This window comes from Streptomyces sp. NBC_01198 (assembly GCF_036010485.1).
In the GTDB taxonomy this organism is placed as follows: domain Bacteria; phylum Actinomycetota; class Actinomycetes; order Streptomycetales; family Streptomycetaceae; genus Actinacidiphila.
Map to the genome: position 1 here is coordinate 2896833 of NZ_CP108568.1, position 20120 is coordinate 2916952.

18 protein-coding genes are annotated in these 20120 nt (G+C 73.0%); 11 read left to right on the plus strand and 7 right to left on the minus strand.

The window, feature by feature from the left end:
• The first annotated feature begins 145 nt into the window (after window positions 1-145).
• Entirely contained in the window at window positions 146-1693 is a 1548-nt protein-coding gene (locus OG702_RS12865) for a chitinase (RefSeq protein WP_442814400.1), read from the plus strand.
• Window positions 1694-1767: 74 nt separating this feature from the next.
• Here the strand turns inward: OG702_RS12865 and OG702_RS12870 are convergent, their stop codons facing one another.
• The 3 genes from OG702_RS12870 to OG702_RS12880 are packed head-to-tail and all read right to left on the minus strand — an operon-like array spanning window position 1768 to window position 4087.
• Window positions 1768-2211, minus strand: coding sequence for a RidA family protein (locus tag OG702_RS12870; protein WP_327289015.1), 444 nt, complete (start codon window positions 2209-2211; stop codon window positions 1768-1770).
• The gene (locus tag OG702_RS12875; protein ID WP_327289016.1) at window positions 2208-3011 is read right to left on the minus strand and encodes an IclR family transcriptional regulator; all 804 of its coding nucleotides are present in this window, start codon (window positions 3009-3011) and stop codon (window positions 2208-2210) included. Before OG702_RS12875 ends, OG702_RS12870 begins: the two co-directional genes overlap by 4 nt.
• A complete protein-coding gene (locus tag OG702_RS12880; protein ID WP_327289017.1) occupies window positions 3008-4087 on the minus strand; it encodes a sugar kinase in 1080 nt (359 codons plus the stop codon). The genes OG702_RS12875 and OG702_RS12880 overlap by 4 nt, the downstream gene beginning before the upstream one ends.
• Before the next feature lie 154 nt (window positions 4088-4241).
• Between OG702_RS12880 and OG702_RS12885 the strand changes: the two genes are divergently transcribed.
• The 3 genes from OG702_RS12885 (at window position 4242) to OG702_RS12895 (ending at window position 8391) form a co-directional block, all read left to right on the plus strand.
• Window positions 4242-5516 (plus strand): alanine racemase, encoded by a 1275-nt coding sequence (locus OG702_RS12885; RefSeq protein ID WP_327289018.1) that lies wholly within the window; start codon window positions 4242-4244, stop codon window positions 5514-5516.
• 29 nt (window positions 5517-5545) lie between these two features.
• Window positions 5546-7108, plus strand: coding sequence for an N-acyl-D-amino-acid deacylase family protein (locus OG702_RS12890; RefSeq protein ID WP_327289019.1), 1563 nt, complete (start codon window positions 5546-5548; stop codon window positions 7106-7108).
• 71 nt (window positions 7109-7179) lie between these two features.
• Window positions 7180-8391: a pyridoxal phosphate-dependent aminotransferase gene (locus OG702_RS12895; protein ID WP_327289020.1), complete on the plus strand. Its 1212-nt coding sequence runs from the start codon at window positions 7180-7182 to the stop codon at window positions 8389-8391.
• A 160-nt stretch (window positions 8392-8551) separates the two neighbouring features.
• Here OG702_RS12895 and OG702_RS12900 read toward each other — a convergent pair whose 3' ends face one another.
• Complete coding sequence (locus OG702_RS12900) at window positions 8552-10378, minus strand: phosphoenolpyruvate carboxykinase (GTP) (RefSeq protein ID WP_327289021.1); 1827 nt, start codon at window positions 10376-10378, stop codon at window positions 8552-8554.
• A 248-nt stretch (window positions 10379-10626) separates the two neighbouring features.
• Here OG702_RS12900 and trhA point away from each other — a divergent pair, with 248 nt between their 5' ends.
• The 3 genes from trhA (at window position 10627) to OG702_RS12915 (ending at window position 13708) form a co-directional block, all read left to right on the plus strand.
• A complete protein-coding gene (trhA, locus tag OG702_RS12905; protein WP_327289022.1) occupies window positions 10627-11325 on the plus strand; it encodes a PAQR family membrane homeostasis protein TrhA in 699 nt (232 codons plus the stop codon).
• A 189-nt stretch (window positions 11326-11514) separates the two neighbouring features.
• Entirely contained in the window at window positions 11515-13086 is a 1572-nt protein-coding gene (locus tag OG702_RS12910) for an MFS transporter (protein ID WP_327289023.1), read from the plus strand.
• A gap of 4 nt (window positions 13087-13090) precedes the next feature.
• Entirely contained in the window at window positions 13091-13708 is a 618-nt protein-coding gene (locus OG702_RS12915) for a TetR/AcrR family transcriptional regulator (RefSeq protein ID WP_327289024.1), read from the plus strand.
• Window positions 13709-13730: 22 nt separating this feature from the next.
• Here the strand turns inward: OG702_RS12915 and OG702_RS12920 are convergent, their stop codons facing one another.
• From OG702_RS12920 to OG702_RS12930, 3 genes are all read right to left on the minus strand, one after another.
• Window positions 13731-15761: a thioredoxin domain-containing protein gene (locus OG702_RS12920; protein WP_327289025.1), complete on the minus strand. Its 2031-nt coding sequence runs from the start codon at window positions 15759-15761 to the stop codon at window positions 13731-13733.
• Between the two features lie 85 nt (window positions 15762-15846).
• Window positions 15847-16164, minus strand: coding sequence for a helix-turn-helix domain-containing protein (locus OG702_RS12925; protein ID WP_327289026.1), 318 nt, complete (start codon window positions 16162-16164; stop codon window positions 15847-15849).
• Window positions 16161-16520: a type II toxin-antitoxin system RelE/ParE family toxin gene (locus tag OG702_RS12930; protein WP_327289027.1), complete on the minus strand. Its 360-nt coding sequence runs from the start codon at window positions 16518-16520 to the stop codon at window positions 16161-16163. Before OG702_RS12930 ends, OG702_RS12925 begins: the two co-directional genes overlap by 4 nt.
• Window positions 16521-16660: 140 nt before the next feature.
• On the opposite strand from OG702_RS12930, the gene OG702_RS12935 reads away from it, so the two are divergent.
• The 4 genes from OG702_RS12935 (at window position 16661) to OG702_RS12950 (ending at window position 19997) form a co-directional block, all read left to right on the plus strand.
• Window positions 16661-17017 (plus strand): YciI family protein, encoded by a 357-nt coding sequence (locus tag OG702_RS12935; protein ID WP_327289028.1) that lies wholly within the window; start codon window positions 16661-16663, stop codon window positions 17015-17017.
• 70 nt (window positions 17018-17087) lie between these two features.
• Window positions 17088-18437, plus strand: a complete 1350-nt coding sequence (locus OG702_RS12940) for an RNA polymerase sigma factor (RefSeq protein ID WP_442814401.1) — start codon at window positions 17088-17090, stop codon at window positions 18435-18437.
• A gap of 286 nt (window positions 18438-18723) precedes the next feature.
• On the plus strand, window positions 18724-19446 hold the full coding sequence (locus OG702_RS12945; protein WP_327289029.1) for an ABC transporter ATP-binding protein: 723 nt from the start codon (window positions 18724-18726) through the stop codon (window positions 19444-19446).
• A gap of 95 nt (window positions 19447-19541) precedes the next feature.
• Window positions 19542-19997, plus strand: a complete 456-nt coding sequence (locus tag OG702_RS12950) for a S26 family signal peptidase (protein WP_327289030.1) — start codon at window positions 19542-19544, stop codon at window positions 19995-19997.
• The last annotated feature ends 123 nt before the right edge of the window (window positions 19998-20120 follow it).

A 20120-nucleotide genomic window follows, 5' to 3' on the forward strand; every position in this document is an offset into this window, starting at 1 on the left:
GTCCGCATGAGGTCTTGACAACCCAATTGGTCTGGACCAACTTTCTCCCTTACCGGGCCTTCCCGGTAGTCCCAACGGCCTGCCCGGCGTTCCCGGTCACCCGCACTCCCACCACCCCCCAACTCCTTGCCCCCAGGAGGCAGTCGTGGAACGTGCAACGCACGCGAATCGAGCCAGCCATACGCATCGCAGAGCAACCGTCAGGCAGCGTACGGTCGCCGCACTGAGCGCGGCGGCGGTGATCGGCGCGGGTGTCGCGGTCGTCACCGTCGGCAGCGCGAGCGCCGCGACCACCAACCTCGTCGCCAACCCCGGCTTCGAGAGCGGGCTTTCGAACTGGACCTGCACCGCGGGCAGCGGCGCGACCGTCTCCAGCCCGGTGCACGCCGGGTCCGGCGCGCTCAAGGCCACACCGTCGAGCAGCGACACCGGCCAGTGCTCGCAGACCGTCAGCGTGCAGCCCAACTCGCAGTACACGCTGAGCGCGTGGGTCCAGGGCTCCTACGTCTACCTCGGCGCGAGCGGGACCGGCGGCACCGACCCGTCCACCTGGACGCCGGGCGCGTCCTCCTACCAGCAGCTCAGCGTCAGCTTCACCACCGGCGCGAGCACCCGCTCGGTGACGGTCTACACGCACGGCTGGTACGCCCAGCCCGCCTACTTCGCCGACGACGTCACGCTGTCGGGCCCGGGCGGCTCCGGCACCCCGACCACGACCCCGCCGACCACTCCGCCGACGACCCCGCCCACCACGCCGCCGACCACTCCGCCCACAACCCCGCCGACCACGCCGGTCACCCCGCCGCCGGGGAACCTGCCCAAGCACCTGGTCACCGGCTACTGGCAGAACTTCAACAACGGCGCCACCGTGCAGACCATCGCGCAGGTGCAGAGCCAGTACGACATCATCGCCGTCGCGTTCGCCGACGCCACGACCACGTCCGGCGCGGTGTCCTTCACCCTCGACCCGTCGCTCGGCTACAGCGTGGCGCAGTTCAAGGCCGACATCGCGGCCAAGCAGGCCGCGGGCAAGAAGGTGATCGTCTCGGTCGGCGGCCAGAACGGCACCATCTCCGTGCGCGACTCGGCGTCGGCCACCAACTTCGCCAACAGCGTCTACACGCTGATGCAGACCTACGGCTTCAACGGGGTCGACATCGACCTGGAGAACGGCATCGACGCCACCTACATGCCGCAGGCGCTGCGGGCGCTGCGCACGAAGGCGGGCTCTGGCCTGATCATCACGATGGCGCCGCAGACGATCGACATGCTCTCGGCGGGCAGCGACTACCTCGCCACCGCGCTGAAGATCAAGGACATCCTGACGATCGTCAACACCCAGTACTACAACAGCGGTTCGATGAACGGCTGTGACGGCGGCGTCTACAGCCAGGGCTCGGTGGACTTCATCACCACGCTGGCCTGCACCGCGATCCAGGCGGGCCTGGCACCGTCCCAGGTCGGTATCGGCACGCCGGCCTCGACCAGCGCGGCCGGTTCCGGCTACGTCAGCCCGAGCGTCGTCAACAACGCGCTCGACTGCCTCGCCAAGGGCACCGGCTGCGGCAGCTTCCACCCCTCCACCACCTGGCCCGGCATCGGCGGCTCGATGACCTGGTCGACCAACTGGGACGCCAAGGCCGGCAACACCTGGTCCAACGGCGTCGGCCCGCACGTCCACGCCCTGCCGTAACCGCGACAGCGCCCGGGGGCGTCACCCGCAAGCCCCCGGGCACCTCTTTGCGCGGCGGCCCGGCCGCGCGGGCGTCAGCCCAGCACGGCCAGGGCGTCGATCTCGACGAGCAGGCCGGCCGGCAGGCCGACGTAGACGGTCGTGCGGGCGGCGGGCGGGCCGGCGAGGCCGGCGAAGAAGTCGTCGTAGATCTCGTTGAACTCCGCGAAGTGCGCGGTGTCGGTGAGGTACACCCGCACCATCACCGCGTCCTCCCAGGACGACCCGCCCGCCTCGAGCACCGACTGGACGTTGGCGAGGGTCTGCAGCACCTGGGCGCGCAGGGTGGGGCCGGCCGGGGTCGGCGGGCGGCCCTCGACGGCGGGCAGGAAGCCGACCTGGCCCGCGACCTGGAGGAGGTTGCCCTTGCGCACCCCGTGCGAGAACTTCGCCGGGGGCACGGTGTGGGTGGCCGGGGTGATCGCGGTCTTCGCCGGCCGCGCCGGTGCGCCGGTGCCGGGCTTGGACAACTCGCTCATGACGTCGTGCCTTTCGTAGCAGCGGGAGCAGGAGGGGCGGAGGTGACCGGGAGGGCGGGCGTGACGCCGGACAGCTCGGCCCCGATCGCCTCGGCCGTCCGCAGGATCAACGGCCGCAGCCGCAGCAGTTCTTCCGCGCCGACCACCACGTTGGGCGCCGACACCGACATGGCCGCGCAGACCCGGCCGTCGGGCCCGTGCAGCGGGGCGCCGACGCAGTTGATGGACTCCTCGTGGCCGCCCAGGTCGCTGGCCCAGCCCTGCTCCCGCACCCGGGCCAGCTCGGCGAGGAAGGCGCCCGCGTCCGGCGTCGAACGCGGGGTGTAGCGGGGGTAGTCCAGGCCTTCGGCGACCGCCCGCCGCTCGGGTTCCGGCAGGTCGGCGAGCAGCAGTTTGGCGACGGCGGCGACCGTGATGGCGACCGGGCGGCCGATCCGCGAGTACATGCGGACCGGGTAGCGGCTCTCCACCTTGTCGATGTAGACGACCTCGCCCTGCTCGTAGACCGCCAGGTGCACGGTGTGGCCGGTGCGTTCGTTCAGCGCGGCCAGGTGCGGGTGGGCGATGCCGCGGATGTCCAGTGCCTCGACGGCCTGTTGGGCGAGCGCGAAGAGCCGGGCGCCGAGCCGGTAGCGCTGGTCCTGCTGGCGGTAGACCAGGCCGTGGTCGTGCAGGGTGCGCAACAGCCGCAGCGCGGTGGACTTGTGGACGTCGAGCCGGGTGGCGACCTGCTCCAGGCTCGCCGGGCCCTCGGCGAGCAGCGGCAGGATGCTCAGCGCGCGGTCGACCGTCTGGCTCACCGCTCCACCTCCCGGTCCCGTACGCGGTCCAGGCCCGCAAGCGGGCCGCCGTCCGGCCTCGCGTCCAGCGGGCGGTCCGTCCAGCCGAGGCCGAGTCGCAGTCTGCCCCATGCGGCGTCGTCCAGCGCGGCCAGCGCGTCGGCGTGCGCGCGGGCGGGCGGCGGTGCGAGGTCGCCGGGCACGGTCAGCGCGGCGGCGGCCAGCAGGTGGCCGTGCCGCAGCCGGTCGCGCAGCGGCAGTTCGCGCAGGGTCGCGGACAGGAAGCCGGCCGCGAAGGCGTCGCCCGCCCCGACGTGGGCGACCACGTCCACCGCGGGCGCCGGCACGTGGACCCGCTCGCCGCCGCTGAAGACGGTGGCGCCCGCCGCGCCCTGCTTGACCACGACCGTCGCCGGCTCGGGCAGCGCGGCCCGGATCGCGTCGGCGTCCGCCAGGCCCCACGCGGCCTGTGCCTCGTCCTCGCCGACGAAGACCAGGTCGCAGCCGCGGGCGAGTTCGGCCAGCAGCCACGGGTCGGCGCCGTGCCACAGCGCGGGCCGGTGGTTGACGTCGAAGGACACCAGCGGGCGGCCCGGCTCGCGGTGGGTGAGCCGCCGCATCAGCGCCTTGCAGGTGACCGACAGGGCGCAGGTGATCCCGGTCAGGTGCAGCACCCGGCCGGCCCAGACGTCCGCGCGCCGCACCAGCGCGGGCGACAGCGCGGAGGCGGCGGAACCCTTGCGGTAGTAGACGACCTCGCCGCGGCCGGGGCCCGCGTCCACGGTGGTCACGCGCTCGCCCGCGGTGCGGAAGTAGATGCCGGTGGGCCGGTGCGGGTCGCGCTGGACGGCGCCGACGTCGACGCCGGTACCGGCAATGGTGTCGACCAGGTGGTCGCCGAAGCTGTCGGCGCCGACCCGGCTGACCCAGCGGGCGCGGTGCCCGGTGCGGGCCAGGGTGCAGGCGACGTTCGACTCGGCCCCGCCGATGGTCCGGTGGAAAGCGGGGACGTCGGCAAGCCGCCCGGCCCGGCTCGGCACGAAGGTGACCATGGACTCCCCCAGGCATACGACGTCCACGTTCGGCGTCACGCTCACGCTCGCTCTCACTGGGGTGGCAGCTCACCGGGGTGGCCGCGGGGGTGCCTCTGCGGCCGTTGACCGGGCGCAGGCCCGGATGTTAGACAGCTCGAAACACGATACGCAATGGCCGTTGCGCATGATGCAACGCACTGCGGGCTACGGAGGGTGCATGGACGTCGTCGCCGAACGGGTCGCCGCACTGCGCGAGGAACGTGTCGACCACCGTTTCAAGGGCCTGCCGCCGGACGCGGCGGGGCTCACCGTCGGCGAACTCGCCGGCCAGCGCCGCACTCTCACCGACGGCGGCTTCACCACCCCGCTGCTGGTGCTGTCCGACGAGGCACTGGCGCACAACCTCACCGTCCTGGAACGCTGGACCACCGACCACGGCCTCGCCTTCGCCCCGCACGGCAAGACGTCGATGGCCCCGCAGCTCTTCGCCCGCCAACTGGAGCGCGGCGCCTGGGGGATCACCGTCGCCGTCCCCCACCAGGTGCGCGTCTGCCGCGCCTTCGGCATCCCGCGGGTCTTCCTCGCCAACGAGCTCGTGGACCCGGCCGCGCTGCGCTGGCTCGGCGCGGAGCTGGACGCCGACCCCGGCTTCGAATTCGTCTGCTACGTCGACTCCGTGCGCGGCGTCCGGCTGATGGACGAGGCGCTGCTGGCCGCGGGGACCCGGCGGCGGGTCGACGTCGTGGTCGAGCTGGGCGCCGGGAGCGGCGCGCGGACCGGCGCCCGGACCGAGGCGGACTGCGCCGCCGTCGCCGCCGCCGTCACCGCGGCCGCCCGGCTGCGGCTGGTCGGCGTGGCCGGCTACGAGGGCGAGGTGCCGGACGCCGACCCCGAGCGGGTACGCGGCTGGCTGCGGCGGCTGGTCGCGCTCGCCGCGGAACTGGACACGGGCGGGGCTTTCCGCGAGGCGCCGCGGATCGTGGTCAGCGCGGGCGGCTCGGCGTGGTTCGACGCGGTCGCCGACGTCTTCGGCGGCATCGGCGCGATGTCGGCGCCCGTGCTGCCGCTGCTGCGCTCAGGGGCGTATGTGACGCACGACGACGCGCACTACGCCAGGGTGACACCCTTCACGCGGGTGCCCGGCCATCTGGAGCCGGCCCTGCGGCTCTGGGCGCAGGTCGTCTCCCGGCCGGCGCCGCGGCAGGCCTTCCTCAACGCGGGCAAGCGCGACGCGCCGTACGACCTCGGCCTGCCCGCACCCGTGGCCGTCCGCGGGCCCGCCGGGTCGCGCCCGGCGCCCGCGGGGCTGCGCGTCAGCGGGATCTCCGACCAGCACCTGTGGCTCGACGTCCCGGCGGACGACCCGCTGCAGGTCGGCGACCTGGTCTGCCTCGGGCTGTCCCATCCGTGCACCACCTTCGACAAGTGGCCCCTGATACCGGTCGCCACCGACGACGGCACGGTCACGGACTACGTCCGCACCTTCTTCTAGGGATCGCGGGGGGGTCGTAGGGTCGGGGCATGGATCTGGTCGTGCGCGGGGCGCGGGTCGTGGACGGCAGCGGCGGGCCCTCGTATCAGGCGGACGTCGGCGTCGAGGGCGGCCGGATCGTCGAGGTGGGACCGATACGCGGCGGCGCGCGGCGGACGCTGGACGGGCGGGGGCTGGCGGTCGCGCCCGGCTTCATCGACATGCACGCGCACAGCGACCTGGCCCTGCTCACCGACCCCGCGCACGAGGCGAAGGCGGCCCAGGGCGTCACCCTGGAGGTCCTCGGCCAGGACGGCCTGTCCTACGCCCCGGCCGACGAGCGCACCCTCGACACGCTGCGCACCCTGATCGCCGGCTGGAACGGCGACGGCGCCGGCGTCACCTTCGACTGGCGCACCGTCGGCGGGTATCTGGACCGGCTGGACCGGGGCGTGGCCGTCAACGCCGCCTATCTCGTGCCGCAGGGCACCGTCAGGATGGCGGTGGTCGGCTGGGAGGACCGCCCGGCGACGCCGGAGGAGCTGCGGCGGATGAAGCAGCTGGTCGCGGAGGGCATGGCGCAGGGCGCGGTCGGGATGTCGTCGGGGCTGACGTACACCCCGGGGATGTACGCGCCGGACGCCGAGCTGACCGAGCTGTGCCGGGTGGTCGCCGGGCACGGCGGCTACTACTGCCCGCACCACCGCTCGTACGGCGCCGGGGCGCTGCGCGCGTACCGCGAGATGATCGAGCTGACCCGGGCGGCCGGCTGCCCGCTGCACCTGGCGCACGCCACGATGAACTTCGACGTCAACGCGGGCCGCGCCGGCGACCTGCTCGACCTGCTGGACGAGGCGCTGGCCGGCGGCGCCGACATCACGCTGGACAGCTATCCCTACACCGCGGGCTGTACGACGCTGGCGGCGCTGCTGCCGGGCTGGGCCGCGGTCGGCGGCCCCGAGGCGACGCTGGCCAGGCTGCGCGACGAGCCGACGGCGGAGCGGATCAGGCACGCCCTGGAGGTCACCGGCTCCGACGGCAGCCACGGCGTGCCGATGGACTGGGCCACGATCGAGGTGTCGGGCACCGCGGAGCCGGCGCTCGCCGACCGGGTCGGCACCCGTCTGGCCGACTGGCCCGCGGCCCGCGCGCTGCTGCTGGCCGACCGGCTCGGCACGACGATCCTGCAGCACGTCGGCGACGAGCGGAACGTCCGTACGGTGATGCGCCACCGCACCCACACGGGCGGTTCCGACGGCATCCTGCACGGCGCCAAGCCGCACCCGCGGGCGTACGGCACCTTCCCCCGCTACCTGGGCCGCTACGTGCGCGAGCTCGGCGTGCTCTCCCTGGAGGAGTGCGTCGCCCACCTGACCGGCCGACCGGCCGCCCGGCTGCGGCTGCCCGACCGCGGCCTGATCCGCCCCGGCCACCGCGCCGACCTGGTGCTCTTCGACCCGGCCACCGTCGCCTCGGGCGCCGGCTACGAGGAGCCGCGCACCCCGCCCACCGGCATCCCGCACGTGCTGATCGACGGCCGCTTCGTCATCGAGGACGGCCGCAGGACCGACGTGCTGGCCGGCCGGTCGGTGCGGTCCACCGGCCGGCGGTGACCGCCCGGCACGCCGCCGTGGTGGTGAAAAACACCGCGCGGCGAACGTAACGTGCCCGTAAGGTGACCGGCATGCAGGTGATCCAGTCCACGAAGCTCGCAAATGTCTGTTACGAGATCCGCGGTCCGGTTCTTGAGGAGGCGATGCGGCTGGAGGCGGCCGGACACCGCATCCTCAAGCTGAACACCGGGAATCCGGCCGGGTTCGGGTTCGAGTGCCCGCCCGAGATCCTCGAGGACATGCTGCGCACCCTGAAGGACGCGCACGGCTACGGCGATGCCAAGGGTCTGCTCTCGGCGCGGCGCGCGGTGATGCAGCACTACCAGACCAAGGGCATCCCGCTGGGCGTCGAGGACATCTACCTCGGCAACGGCGTGTCCGAGCTGATCCAGATGTCGATGCAGGCGCTGCTGGACGACGGCGACGAGGTGCTGGTCCCTGCGCCGGACTACCCGCTGTGGACCGCCGCGGTCGCGCTGGCCGGCGGCACCGCGGTGCACTACCGGTGCGACGAGCAGGCCGACTGGATGCCGGACCTCGCCGACATAGAGCGCAAGGTGACCGACCGCACCAAGGCGATCGTCATCATCAACCCGAACAACCCCACCGGCGCGGTCTACGACGACGAGCTGCTGCGCGGCCTCACCGACATCGCCCGCCGGCACCGGCTGGTGGTCTGCTCCGACGAGATCTACGACAAGATCCTCTACGACGACGCCACGCACACGCCGACCTCGGCGATCGCGCCCGACCTGCTCACCCTGACCTTCAACGGCCTGTCCAAGGCCTACCGGGTGGCCGGCTACCGCAGCGGCTGGATGGCCGTGTGCGGCCCCAAGACGCACGCGGGCAGCTACATCGAGGGCCTGACGATCCTGGCCAACATGCGGCTGTGCGCCAACATGCCGGCCCAGCACGCCATCGCCACCGCGCTCGGCGGCCACCAGTCGATCACCTCGCTGGTGCTGCCCGGCGGCCGGCTCGCCGCCCAGCGCGACGCCACCTACGCGGCCCTCACCGCGATCCCCGGGGTGACCTGCGTCAAGCCCAAGGGCGCGCTGTACGCCTTCCCGCGTCTCGACCCGCAGGTCTACAAGATCAAGGACGACCGGCAGATGGTCCTCGACCTGCTGCGGGCCGAGAAGATCATGATCGTGCACGGCACCGGTTTCAACTGGGTGGAGCCCGACCACTTCCGCATCGTCACGCTGCCGCGCGCGGAGGACCTGACCGACGCGATCGGCCGTATCGGCCGGTTCCTGGACGGCTACTCGCAGCCGTAGCCGGGGTGCCCGCTGCGGAGGGCGGTGCCTCGTAGGGGCGCGGGGAACGGCGCGCTCAGCCCACCACCGGCCGGTGGTGGGCTGAGGCGGACCGAACAGCCCGTTTCGGCCGGTGGCGGGTCGCGCGCGCCGTTCCCCGCGCCCCTGGTGGGGCGGCGTCCTACGCCGAGGCCAGGCGGGTCACCAGGGACCGGTATTCGGCCCAGAGCTCGGGCGGCGTGTGCTCGCCGAAGGTTTCGAGGTGGCCGGGAATCAGCCCGGCCTCCTCGCGCCAGACCTCGGGGTCGACCGTGAGGAGCAGGTCGAGGTCGGCCGGGGAGAGGCCGAGCCCGTCGGTGTCGAGGGCGCCCGGGGCCGGCAGGACGCCGATGGGGGTGGTCACGCCCTCCGCGGTCCCGTTGAGGCGGTCCACGATCCACTTCAGCACGCGGCTGTTCTCGCCGAACCCGGGCCAGACGAAGTGGCCCTCCGCGTCCTTGCGGAACCAGTTGACGTAGTAGATCGTCGGCAGCTTCGCCGGGTCGTGAGCCTTGCCCACCGTCAGCCAGTGCGCGAAGTAGTCGCCCATGTTGTAGCCGCAGAAGGGCAGCATCGCGAACGGGTCGCGGCGCAGTTCGCCGACCTTGCCCTCGGCGGCGGCCGTCTTCTCGCTGGCGATGTTCGCGCCGAGGAAGACGCCGTGCTGCCAGTCGAAGGACTCGGTGACCAGCGGCACGGCCGAGGCGCGGCGGCCGCCGAAGAGGATCGCGGAGATCGGGACGCCGCGCGGGTCCTCCCACTCGGGGGCGATGATCGGGCACTGGTCGGCCGGCACGGTGAAGCGGGCGTTGGGGTGGGCGGCGGGGGTGCCGGACTCCGGCGTCCAGTCCTGGCCCTTCCAGTCGGTGAGGTGGGCGGGGGGATCCTCGGTCATGCCCTCCCACCACACGTCGCCGTCGTCGGTGAGGGCGACGTTGGTGAAGATGGAGTTGGCGTACATCGTCTTCATGGCGTTGGCGTTGGTGTGCTCGCCGGTGCCGGGGGCGACGCCGAAGAAGCCCGCCTCGGGGTTGATGGCGTACAGCCGGCCGTCGTCGCCGAAGCGCATCCAGGCGATGTCGTCGCCGATGGTCTCCACGGTCCAGCCGGAGACGGTGGGCTCCAGCATCGCCAGGTTGGTCTTGCCGCACGCGGAGGGGAAGGCGGCGGCGACGTACTTGGTCTCGCCGCGCGGCGGGGTGAGCTTGAGGATCAGCATGTGCTCGGCGAGCCAGCCCTCGTCACGAGCCATGACCGAGGCGATCCGCAGGGCGTAGCACTTCTTGCCGAGCAGGGCGTTGCCGCCGTAGCCGGAGCCGTAGGACCAGATCTCCCGGTCCTCGGGGAAGTGCGAGATGTACTTGGTGTCGCTGCACGGCCACGGCACGTCGGCCTGCCCCGGGGCAAGGGGGGCGCCGACGGAGTGGACGGCCTTGACGAAGTCACCGTCGGTGCCCAGCTCGTCAAGCACCGCGCTGCCCATCCGGGTCATGGTGCGCATGGACACCGCGACGTAGGCGGAGTCGGTGATCTCCACGCCCATCGCGGACAGCGGCGAGCCGAGCGGCCCCATGCAGAAGGGGACGACGTACATCGTCCGGCCGCGCATGGCCCCGCGGAAGATCCCCTTGCCGGGGCCCTCACCGGTGAAGGTCTCCCGCATCTCGGCGGGGTCCTTCCAGTGGTTCGTGGGCCCCGCGTCCGCCTCGCTCCGGGAGCAGATGAACGTCCGGTCCTCGACCCGCGCCACGTCGGAGGGGTCGGAGGCCGCGTAGTACGAGTTCGGCCGCAGGGTCGGGTCGAGCCTGGTGAAGGTGCCCTTGTCGACGAGTTCCGCCGCCAGCAGGTCGTACTCGGCCTGCGAGCCGTCGCACCAGACGATGTCCTCGGGCTGGGTCAGGCCGGCGATCTCGCCGACCCATCGGATCAGTTCCTGGTGTTCGGTGGGAGCCGTTTTACCGCGCGCCACGATCGCTCCATCCCGCCGGGTCCGCACAGACCGGCGTGAGAGTTGAGGGTTGGTTCGCCCCTTGGGGGCTGCGGCCCGGACGCGTTCGTGGATGCTCATCCGGTACCGACCGCACTCATATGAGTGTGAGCCCGTTCGGATGAGTCTGTCCAGGGGAGCGGAAGTGAGCCGGGCCACCACCGGATACGACCCTGACGGCGGTAGCCGGCAGCCGGGCAACCTACGGTGCCGTAGGTAGGATTGACGCCATGAGCGCCGTCAATCACACTGCAGAAGTGCCCTCCGACCCCGATGGTCTCGACGCTCTCACACCCATAAAACCCAAGCTCAGAGGGTGGTTGCACGCAGGGATGTTCCCCGCGGTGCTGATCTCGGGCGTGGTGCTCACCGCCTTCGCGCAGAGCACCCGAGGGCGGCTCGCCTGCGCGGTCTTCACGGTGTCGGCCTGTGCGCTCTTCGGCGTGAGCGCGCTCTACCACCGCGGCGACTGGGGTCCGCGCAGTGCCGGAATTTTGCGTCGACTTGACCATGCGAACATCTTTCTGATCATCGCGGGCACCTACACGCCGCTGGCGATACTGCTGCTGCCGCACGGCACCTCGCACCTGCTGCTGTGGCTGGTGTGGGCCGGAGCGCTGGCCGGGATCGCCTTCCGGGTCTTCTGGGTGGGCGCGCCGCGGTGGCTGTACACCCCCTGCTACATCGCGCTGGGCTGGGTCGCGGTCTTCTTCCTGCCGGACTTCCTGCGCACCGGCGGTGTCGCCGTCCTGGTCTGCGTGATCGTCGGCGGGGTGCTCTACAGCACCGGCGCGGCCGTCTACGGCTTCAAGCGGCCCAACCCGTCACCGCGCTGGTTCGGTTTCCACGAGGTCTTCCACTCGCTCACCCTGGCCGCCTTCATCGTCCACTACGTCGGCATCTCGCTGGTCGCCTACCAGCACGGATAGCTCCCCGCCCACCGCGTTCATCCCGGCGAAGGCCCGTACCCCCCGGGGGGTGCGGGCCTTCGTCATGCCCGGCGGCGGGCGGGCGCGCGGCGGGCGCACCGCCGCCGGTGCGGGTTGGCAGGCATCAGGATGACAGCTACTCTCTTTTGGAAGTCACTATCAATTGAAACCCTCTCGCAGGAGACCTCGATGCCCGTTCCCTCCGCCGTGCCCTCGCAGCCGGACCCCCGGCGCTGGCTGGCCCTCGTCGCACTCAGCCTGAGCATGCTGGTGCTCAGCTTCGACACCACGATCCTCAACGTCGCGCTGCCGACGATGGCCGGCAGCATCGGCGCCGGCACCGGGGACATGCAGTGGATCGTCGACTCCTACACCGTCGTCTTCGCCGCCGCGATGCTGCCCGCGGGGCTGATCGGCGACCGGTTCGGGCGGCGCCGGATGCTGGTCGCCGGGCTGGTGGTCTTCCTCGCCGGATCGGTCCTCGGCTCCCTGGTGGACACCCCCGGCGCGGTCATCGCGGCCCGCACGGTGATGGGCTTCGGCGGCGCCTTCGTGATGCCGCTCGCGTTGTCGGTGATCCCGTCGCTGTTCGGGCCGGACGAGCGGCCCAAGGCGGTCGCGCTCACCAGCACCGCGATGGCCTTCGGCATGCCGCTCGGCCCGATCATCGGCGGCACCCTCATCCAGCACTTCTGGTGGGGCTCGGTCTTCCTGGTCAACATCCCGCTGGTAGCGGTGGCGATCGTGGCCTGCCTCACGCTGCTCCCCGAGACAACCGACCCGGCGGCCCCGCGGGTGCGCGCCTCCAGCACGTTGTTCACCGCGGCAGGCCTCGGCACGCTGGTCTACGGCATCATCGAGGCGCCCTCCCGCGGCTGGGACCTGCTGGAGATCGGCACGCTCGGCCTGTCCGCCGTGCTGCTGACCGCGCTGGTGCTGCGCGAGCGCAGCGTGGAGCGGCCGATGCTGGACATGAGCCTGCTGCGGCAGCGCGGCTTCGTGGGGAACGCGGTCGCCGCCACGCTCGTCAGCTTCATCCTCACCGGCATGATCTTCGTGCTGCCGTCCTACCTGCAGACCGCACTGGGCTACGACGCCTTCGGCACCGGGCTGCGGCTGCTGCCGATGATGGGCGGGCTGATGGTCGCCGCCCGGATCAGCCCCGCGCTGGTCGCCAAGGCCGGGCCGCGCCCGGTGATCGTCACGGGCCTGCTGGTGCTGGCGGCGGGTGCCTTCCTCGGCGCCGGCACCGCCGGCGGGGACGGCTACGGCGGCATCGCGCTGTGGCTGGCGATCGCCGGCGCCGGCTTCGGCCTGTCCGTCGTGCCCGCCATGAACAGCGCGCTCGGCGCGCTGCCCAAGGACCGCGCCGGCAGCGGGTCCGGTCTGCTCCAGACCCTGCGGCAGACCGGTGCGGCGGTCGGCGTCGCGATCCTCGGCAGCGTGCTCGCCGCCGGCTACACCGGTCGGCTCGACACCGGGGGGCTGTCGCCGGACGCCGCGCACGCCGCCCGCGAGTCGGTGGTCGGCGCGCACGCGGTGGCCGCCGGGCTCGGCGACCGGGCGCTGGCCGCGTCGGCCGACAGCGCCTACCTGCACGGGATGAACCTGACGCTGGTGGTGTGCGGGGCGGCCTCGCTGGTCACCGCGCTGCTGCTGGCCGCGTTCCTGCCCAACCCGCGCCCGGGCCGCCCGGCACCGGCCGAGGCCGCCCCGACCGCCGAGACGATGGCCGCGCGGCCCGCGGATGCCCGACAATGACGCCATGTCCCCTCGAACCCCCGACGCCGCCCCCCGGGCCGGCCTGCGGGAACGCAAGAAGGTCAGGACCCGGCAGGCGATCCGCGCGGCCGCCTACCGGCTCTTCGCCGAGCACGGTTACGACGCCACCCCGGTGGACCGGATCGCGGCCGAGGCGGACGTGTCGCCGAGCACGGTCTTCCGCTACTTCCCCACCAAGGAGGACATCGTCCTGACGGACGAGTACGACGACGCGATGGCGGACATGCTGCGCCTGCGCCCGGCGGGCGAGCCGCCGCTGGTGTCGGTGCGGATGGTCATGCACGAGTCGCTGAGCGGCATCCTGGGCGACCCCGGGCAGCGGGCCGAGATGGTCCAGCGCGAGGAGCTGGTCAGGGACGTCCCCGCGATCCGGGCCCGCGCCCACGAGAGCATGTCGGCCACCGGGCGGCTGCTCGGCGGGATCATCGCCGACCGCACGGGCCGGCCCGCGGACGCGCTGGAGGTGCGGGTCTTCACCGCGGCGGTCTTCGCCGTGCTGCACGAGGCCACGATGTTCTGGGTGGAGAAGGCCCGCGAGGAGGATCTGCTGACCCTCATCGACCGCTCGCTGCGGATCCTCAACCGGGGCCTGGACATCTAGCCAGGCCCGGTCGCCGCCTGGATCAGCGGGGCGTACGCAGCTGGCTCCGCAGCGCGCGCGGCTCGGAGGTCGGGGCGTCGCAGACGAAGTGGCGGCAGACGTAGGCGGCGGCCCGGCCGCCGCGGGTCGGGCGCTGGTGGAGTAGCGGGAACTCGGTGGAGCCCTCCTCGCCGACCGCGACCACCGCGCCGGGCGCGCCGCCGAGCAGGGCGGTGCGGTGCAGCTCGGCGGTGAGCGGGTCCCCGGTGCCGCCGACCACGGCCACCTCGCGCGGCCCGTCGAGCGCGGCCTCCGCGACGGCCAGTCCCCAGCCGATGAAGCGCGGCGCCCTCGACGCCAGTGCCCCGACGACGCCGAGCGCCCGTTCCGCCGCGGTGCGGTGCGGCTCCGCGCCGGTGTGGGCGGCGTACGACAGCAGCGCGCCGGCCGCGGCGGTCCACCCGGAGGGCGTGGCGTTGTCCGTGGGGTCCTGCGGCCGCCGGATGAGGGCTTCCGCGTCGTCCGCGGTGTCGAAGAGGGTGCCGTCCTCGGCGGTGAAGTGGTGCAGGACGGAGTCGAGCAGCAGCCCGGCGAGGTCCAGCCAGACGCCTTCGCCGGTCACCGAGGCGAGCGCGAGGAAGCCCTCGGCGACGTCGGCGTAGTCCTCCAGCACCCCGTCGTTGGTGCCCGCGACACCGTCGCGGGAGGTGCGGGTGAGCCGGCCGCGGCCGTCGAAGTGGACCCGCACCAGCAGGTCGGCCGCGTCGACCGCGGCCTGCACCAGGTCGGTGCGGTCGAAGTAGGCGCCGGTCTCGGCCAGCGCGGCGATCGCCAGGCCGTTCCAGGCGGCGACGACCTTGTCGTCCCGCCCGGGCCGCGGCCTGCGGTCACGGGCGGCCAGCAGCCGGTCCCGTACGGAGGCGACCCGCTCGGCGTCCACCACCCCCCCGCCCTGCGGGAGTTGGAGTACGGAGGCGCCCTCCTCGAAGGTGCCCTCCTGGGTGACCCCGAAGTAGTCGGCGGCGAACTCCCCGTCCGCCTCCCCCAGTTCGGCGGCGAGCTGGGCGGGCGTCCAGACGTAGTAGGCGCCTTCCACGTGCGCGCCGCTGCCGTCGTCGCTGTCGGCGTCCAGCGCGGAGGCGAACCCGCCCTCGTCGGTGGCGAGTTCGCCGACGATGAAGTCGGCGGTCTCCAGCGCGATCCGGCGGGCCAGGTCGGAGCCGGTGGCCCGCCACAGGTGCGCGTAGACCCGGGTGAGCAGGGCGTTGTCGTAGAGCATCTTCTCGAAGTGCGGCACGCACCACTCGCGGTCGACGCTGTAGCGGGCGAAGCCGCCGGCGAGCTGGTCGTAGATGCCGCCGCGGGCCATCGCCTCGCAGGTGTCGCGGGCCATCTGCAGCGCGCCCTCCGCGCCGGTGCGGGCGTGATGGCGGAGCAGGAACTCCAGCGCCATGGACGGCGGGAACTTCGGCGCTCCCCCGAAGCCGCCGCGCCGGGCGTCGTACTCCCGGGTCAGCCCGAGCAGAGCGGCGCTCATCTCGGCGTCGCCGGGCGCGACGGAGGCTCCGTACGCCCCGGCCCGGTCGGCGAGGTCGCGCACGATGCGCCCGGCGACGTCCCCGACCTCCTCGCGCCGGTCGCGCCACGCGGCGACGACGCCCTCCAGCACGTCCATGAAGCCGGGCATCCCCTGCCGGGCCTGCGGCGGGAAGTACGTACCGAAGTAGAAAGGTTCACCGTCAGGAGTGAGGAAGACCGTCATCGGCCAGCCGCCCTGGCCGGTCGCGGCCTGCACGGCCTCCATGTAGACCGCGTCCACGTCGGGCCGCTCCTCGCGGTCGACCTTGACCGCGACGAAGTGCTCGTTGAGATACGCGGCCGTGGACTCGTCCTCGAACGACTCGTGCGCCATGACATGGCACCAGTGGCAGGCGCTGTAGCCCACGCTGAGCAGCACCGGCACCCCGCGCTTGCGCGCCTCCTCGAACGCCTCGCGCCCCCACGGCCACCAGTCCACCGGGTTGTCGGCATGCTGGAGCAGGTAGGGCGAGGTCGCGTCACCGAGTCGGTTCACCCCGTCACCCTCTCACGCCCCAGCCCCACCCCACCCCCGCCGCCGTCCCGGGTGTCGCCGCCCACCGCCATCACCGGCCCGCGCCTCACGCAATGGCGGCGATATCGCCGTCGTCGAAGTAGATGGCCTGATGCAGACGTCCGCCGAGTGCCGTCGCGAACCGGGCCAGCACATCCTGGCCGGAGACCTTGCCCCGCTCGATCTGCGAGACACGGCCCTTGGTGACACCCATGTGGTCCGCCACCTGCTGCTGGGTCATTCCACGGGCCCGCCGCAACTCTGCCAGGCGGTGCCCGGTGACTTCCGCGAGCAGTTCCTCCTTGCCCTTCCGGACGGCTTCCTCCCCGCCGGCCTGTTCGACGTACTCGGCACGGATGTCCTGCCATCGTGTGTAGCCGCTCATGCTCCTCCTTCTTCCCGCTCCCGTTCCTTCACGTACGTGTCGTAGCGCTGTTCAGCCAGCGGGACCGCCTCCCGATACCACTCGTTCCATCGCCCCGCCTTGTCTCCTGCCACCAGCAGAATGCTTGACCGCCACGGGTCGAAGGCGAACAGGATCCGCACAGTGCCTGGCCCTAACTCTTTGAGGTTGGCCATCACGGAGCCGTGGATCGTGTCCACCAGCGGACGCCCGAGCCCTGGACCGCCTTCGGCGAGAGCGTCCAGGGCTTGCACCACCCGAGCCCGTGCCGCGTCATCGAGCTGGCCGACCCATTCGCGCACCTCGTCAACCAGGAAAATCTCCCACTCACCGTTCACTCGACCAAGTATAGCGAAAGCTATACCCCAAAAAACTCCTCGCCGCCGTGTCGATCGGGGCGTCCTCTGCTCGACGCGTCGGTGAGGGCAGGGTGGAAGGCCCTCGGACATGATCGACCGGACGGACGAAGGACACCACGATGCGCTACATGATGCTGCTGCGGCTCGACCCCGCGAAGGCCCCCGCCGGCGGGCCCAGCGAGGACCTGATGACGGAGATGGGCAAACTGCTCGAGGAGATGACCAAGGGCGGGGTGCTGCTGGACACCGGCGGCCTGCAGCCGGCCGAGGCCGGGGCGGTGATCCGGCAGGCCGGCGGCAAGCAGACGGTGCTCGACGGCCCGTTCGCCGAGGCCAAGGAGGTCATCGGCGGCTACGCCATCATCCAGGCGAAGTCGGTGGAGGAGGCGACGCAGTGGGCGTCGCGCTTCCTGGCGATCCACGGCGACGAGTGGGAGATCGAGGCCGAGGTCCGGCAGGTGGACGAGCCCGCGTAGGGCGGCAGGGGGAGGCCGGGGCGGGGCGCCGCTTTGCGCGGGCGCCCCGCGGCTGCTGGGATGGGGGGTCGTGACAGCAGCCGGCGGCCCCGCCCCGCCCCCACCACCGACGGCCGACCGCGACCGGGCACGGCGGGCGGTGGAAGCGGTGTGGCGGATCGAGTCGCCACGGCTGATCGCCGGGCTGACCCGGCTGGTGCACGACATAGGAGTGGCCGAGGAGCTGGCGCAGGACGCGCTGGTCGCCGCGCTGGAGCAGTGGCCGCGTGACGGGGTACCGCGCAATCCGGGGGCGTGGCTGATGACCACCGCCAAGCGGCGCGGCATCGACCTGATCCGGCGCAACGAGACCTTCGCCCACAAGCTCCAGCTGCTGGGCCACGAGCTGGAGATCGCCCAGGGCGCGGCGGCCTTCGACGAGCCGGCCGACGCGGCCGTGGGCGGCGGCGCCATCGAGGACGACCTGCTGCGGCTGGTCTTCGTCGCGTGTCACCCGGTGCTGTCCAGGGAGGCGCGCCTGGCACTGACGCTGCGACTGCTCGGCGGGCTGACGACGGACGAGGTCGCGCGGGCCTTCCTGGTCCCGGAGGCCACGGTCGCGCAGCGGATCGTGCGGGCGAAGCGGACGCTGGCTAAGGAGAAGGTGCCCTTCGAGGTGCCGCAGGGCGACGAGCTCGCGCAGCGGCTGGCGTCGGTGCTCGAAGTGGTCTACCTGATCTTCAACGAGGGCTACTCGGCGACCGCGGGCGACGACTGGATGCGGCCGGGTCTGTGCGAGGACGCGCTGCGGCTGGCCCGGGTGCTCCAGGGGCTGATGCCGGCCGAGCCCGAGGTGCACGGGCTCGCGGCGCTGCTGGAGGTGCAGGCCTCACGGTCGGCGGCGCGCACCAGGGACGGCGCTCCGGTGATGCTGCTCGACCAGGACCGCAGGCGCTGGGACCGCTTGCTGGTCCACCGCGGCTTCGCGGCGCTGGCCCGGGCGGACGCGGCGGCCAGGGCGCGCGGCGCGGCACCGGGGCCGTACGCCTTGCAGGCCGCGATCGCCGCGAGCCACGCGCAGGCGGTACGGGCCGAGGACACCGACTGGCCGCGCATCGCCGAGCTCTACCGGGCGCTGGCCGCCGTCGCCCCCTCCCCGGTGGTGGAGCTGAACCGGGCGGTCGCGGTCGGCATGGCCGACGGCCCGGCGGCGGGGCTCGTCCTCGTCGAGGCGCTGGCGGCGGGCGGTGCGCTTGAGGGCTACCACCTGCTGCCCAGCGTCCGCGGCGACCTGCTGGCGCGGCTGGGTCGTACGGCGGAGGCGCGGGACGAATTCGCCCGGGCGGCCGAGCTGACCCGCAACGGCGCCGAGCGCGCACTGCTGCTGCGCCGGGCGGCGGCGGCGGGCGAGGCGGACACGGGCGGGGCCGGCGGTTCCTGAAGGGCGCTGCGGGCCGGCGAACGGACCGCCGCCCTCGCAACGCAAGACTTCTTGGCATCACCGCAAATTTCAAGCGAGTTGCCTGGATATTTCGAACTGGTAGGCCCCGTTCCGCCCTTCGACTGTTGACGGCCGGGGAATCCGGGTGCCAGGGTCACCCGAACGCCATCGCAAAAGCCGTCACGGTCACGGTAAGAACCGACTCATGGTGCGCAATTGCGCGATGGCATCCCGCGGTCGGGGTGACGTCGCGACGCCCCGGCCGCACGCGCGCGAAGGAGACCGCATGCCCCGCAAGGAACGCGCCGCCGCCGTGGCCGACGACCTGCCGCAGGGGGCACGCGGTGCGACGGTCGTCGTCACCGGCCTGACCAAGACCTTCCCCAGCGGGGAGGGCGCCGGGATCACCGCCGTGCGCGAGGCGGACCTGACCATCGCGGCGGGCGGCACCGTCGCCCTCACCGGACCGTCCGGCTCCGGCAAGTCCACCCTGCTGCACCTGATCGGCGCGATCGACGTACCCGACGCGGGCACCATCACCGTCGCGGGCACCGAGATCACCGCGGCGGGCCGCGGGGCGCTGTCCCGCTACCGGCGCACCATCGGCTTCGTCTTCCAGCGATTCCACCTGCTGCCCGCGCTGACCGCCCGCGACAACGTCATCGCCCCGCTGCTCCCCTACCGCAAGCGCTCCGGCGCGCTGGAGCGGGCCACCGAACTGCTGGCCGCGGTGGGCCTGGCCGGCCGCGAGGACGCGCTGCCCTCGCAGCTGTCCGGCGGGCAGCAGCAGCGGGTCGCCATCGCCCGCGCGCTCATCGGCGACCCCGGGCTGCTGCTGGCCGACGAGCCGACCGGCAATCTGGACTCGGCCACCGGCACGGAGATCATCGAGCTGCTGCTCTCCCTCAACACGGACTTCGGCACGACCATGGTGATCGCCACCCACGACCCGGCGATCGCCGCCCGCTGCGAACGCACGGTGTCGCTCCGCGACGGCCGGATCACCTGACCCGCCCCAGCACCGAGGCGTGCCGCCGGCGCGACGGCCGTTCGCGTGACCGCTGGTCGGCACCCGCTCCCCGTCATCGACAAGGACCCCACACCATGCCCAGGTTGCCGCTGCGTACGTCCCTGCTCGCCGCCGTCGCGGGTGTCGCGCTCGCCGCGGGGGCCGCACGCAGGGTGCTGCTGGTCGTCACCGTCGAGGGGACGAGCATGACGCCGACGTATCCGCCCGGGACGCGGCTGCTGGTGGTGCGGACGCCGGTGGCGCGGGCGCGTACGGGTGCGGCGGTGGTCTTCCGGCTGCCGCCGGTGGAGCGGGGCGGCGCCGAACCGCCGCTGATCGTCAAGCGGGTGGCGGCCCGGGCGGGCGACCCGGTACCGCCCGCCGTGCGGGACGCGGTCGGCACGCGGGACGGCGGCCGGGTGCCGCGGGGCAGCGTCGTGCTGCTCGGCGACGACCCGGCGACGAGCACCGACTCGCGCGCCTGGGGATACGTGGCCCGGCGCAGGATCAGCGGTGTGGTCGTCGCACGCCTCGGGCCGCCCGCCGCCTGAACGGGCCGCGCACCGGACGGCTGGGCGCAGGGGGAGCCGGCGGCCTCGCCGTACTCGCCCTCGCGGTAACGGACTTGGGACGGGATCGGGGCGCTCCGGCACGCTTGACGCCGTCCGCGGACG

What these genes read in the sequence shown, in the direction of transcription:
- OG702_RS12870 (WP_327289015.1), bottom strand. Translation starts at nt 2,211, where the DNA reads ATGAGCGAGTTGTCCAAGCCCGGCACCGGCGCACCGGCGCGGCCGGCG.
- OG702_RS12885 (WP_327289018.1), top strand. Translation starts at nt 4,242, where the DNA reads ATGGACGTCGTCGCCGAACGGGTCGCCGCACTGCGCGAGGAACGTGTC.
- OG702_RS12890 (WP_327289019.1), top strand. Translation starts at nt 5,546, where the DNA reads ATGGATCTGGTCGTGCGCGGGGCGCGGGTCGTGGACGGCAGCGGCGGG.
- OG702_RS12895 (WP_327289020.1), top strand. Translation starts at nt 7,180, where the DNA reads ATGCAGGTGATCCAGTCCACGAAGCTCGCAAATGTCTGTTACGAGATC.
- trhA (WP_327289022.1), top strand. Translation starts at nt 10,627, where the DNA reads ATGAGCGCCGTCAATCACACTGCAGAAGTGCCCTCCGACCCCGATGGT.
- OG702_RS12910 (WP_327289023.1), top strand. Translation starts at nt 11,515, where the DNA reads ATGCCCGTTCCCTCCGCCGTGCCCTCGCAGCCGGACCCCCGGCGCTGG.
- OG702_RS12915 (WP_327289024.1), top strand. Translation starts at nt 13,091, where the DNA reads ATGTCCCCTCGAACCCCCGACGCCGCCCCCCGGGCCGGCCTGCGGGAA.
- OG702_RS12925 (WP_327289026.1), bottom strand. Translation starts at nt 16,164, where the DNA reads ATGAGCGGCTACACACGATGGCAGGACATCCGTGCCGAGTACGTCGAA.
- OG702_RS12935 (WP_327289028.1), top strand. Translation starts at nt 16,661, where the DNA reads ATGCGCTACATGATGCTGCTGCGGCTCGACCCCGCGAAGGCCCCCGCC.
- OG702_RS12945 (WP_327289029.1), top strand. Translation starts at nt 18,724, where the DNA reads ATGCCCCGCAAGGAACGCGCCGCCGCCGTGGCCGACGACCTGCCGCAG.
- OG702_RS12950 (WP_327289030.1), top strand. Translation starts at nt 19,542, where the DNA reads ATGCCCAGGTTGCCGCTGCGTACGTCCCTGCTCGCCGCCGTCGCGGGT.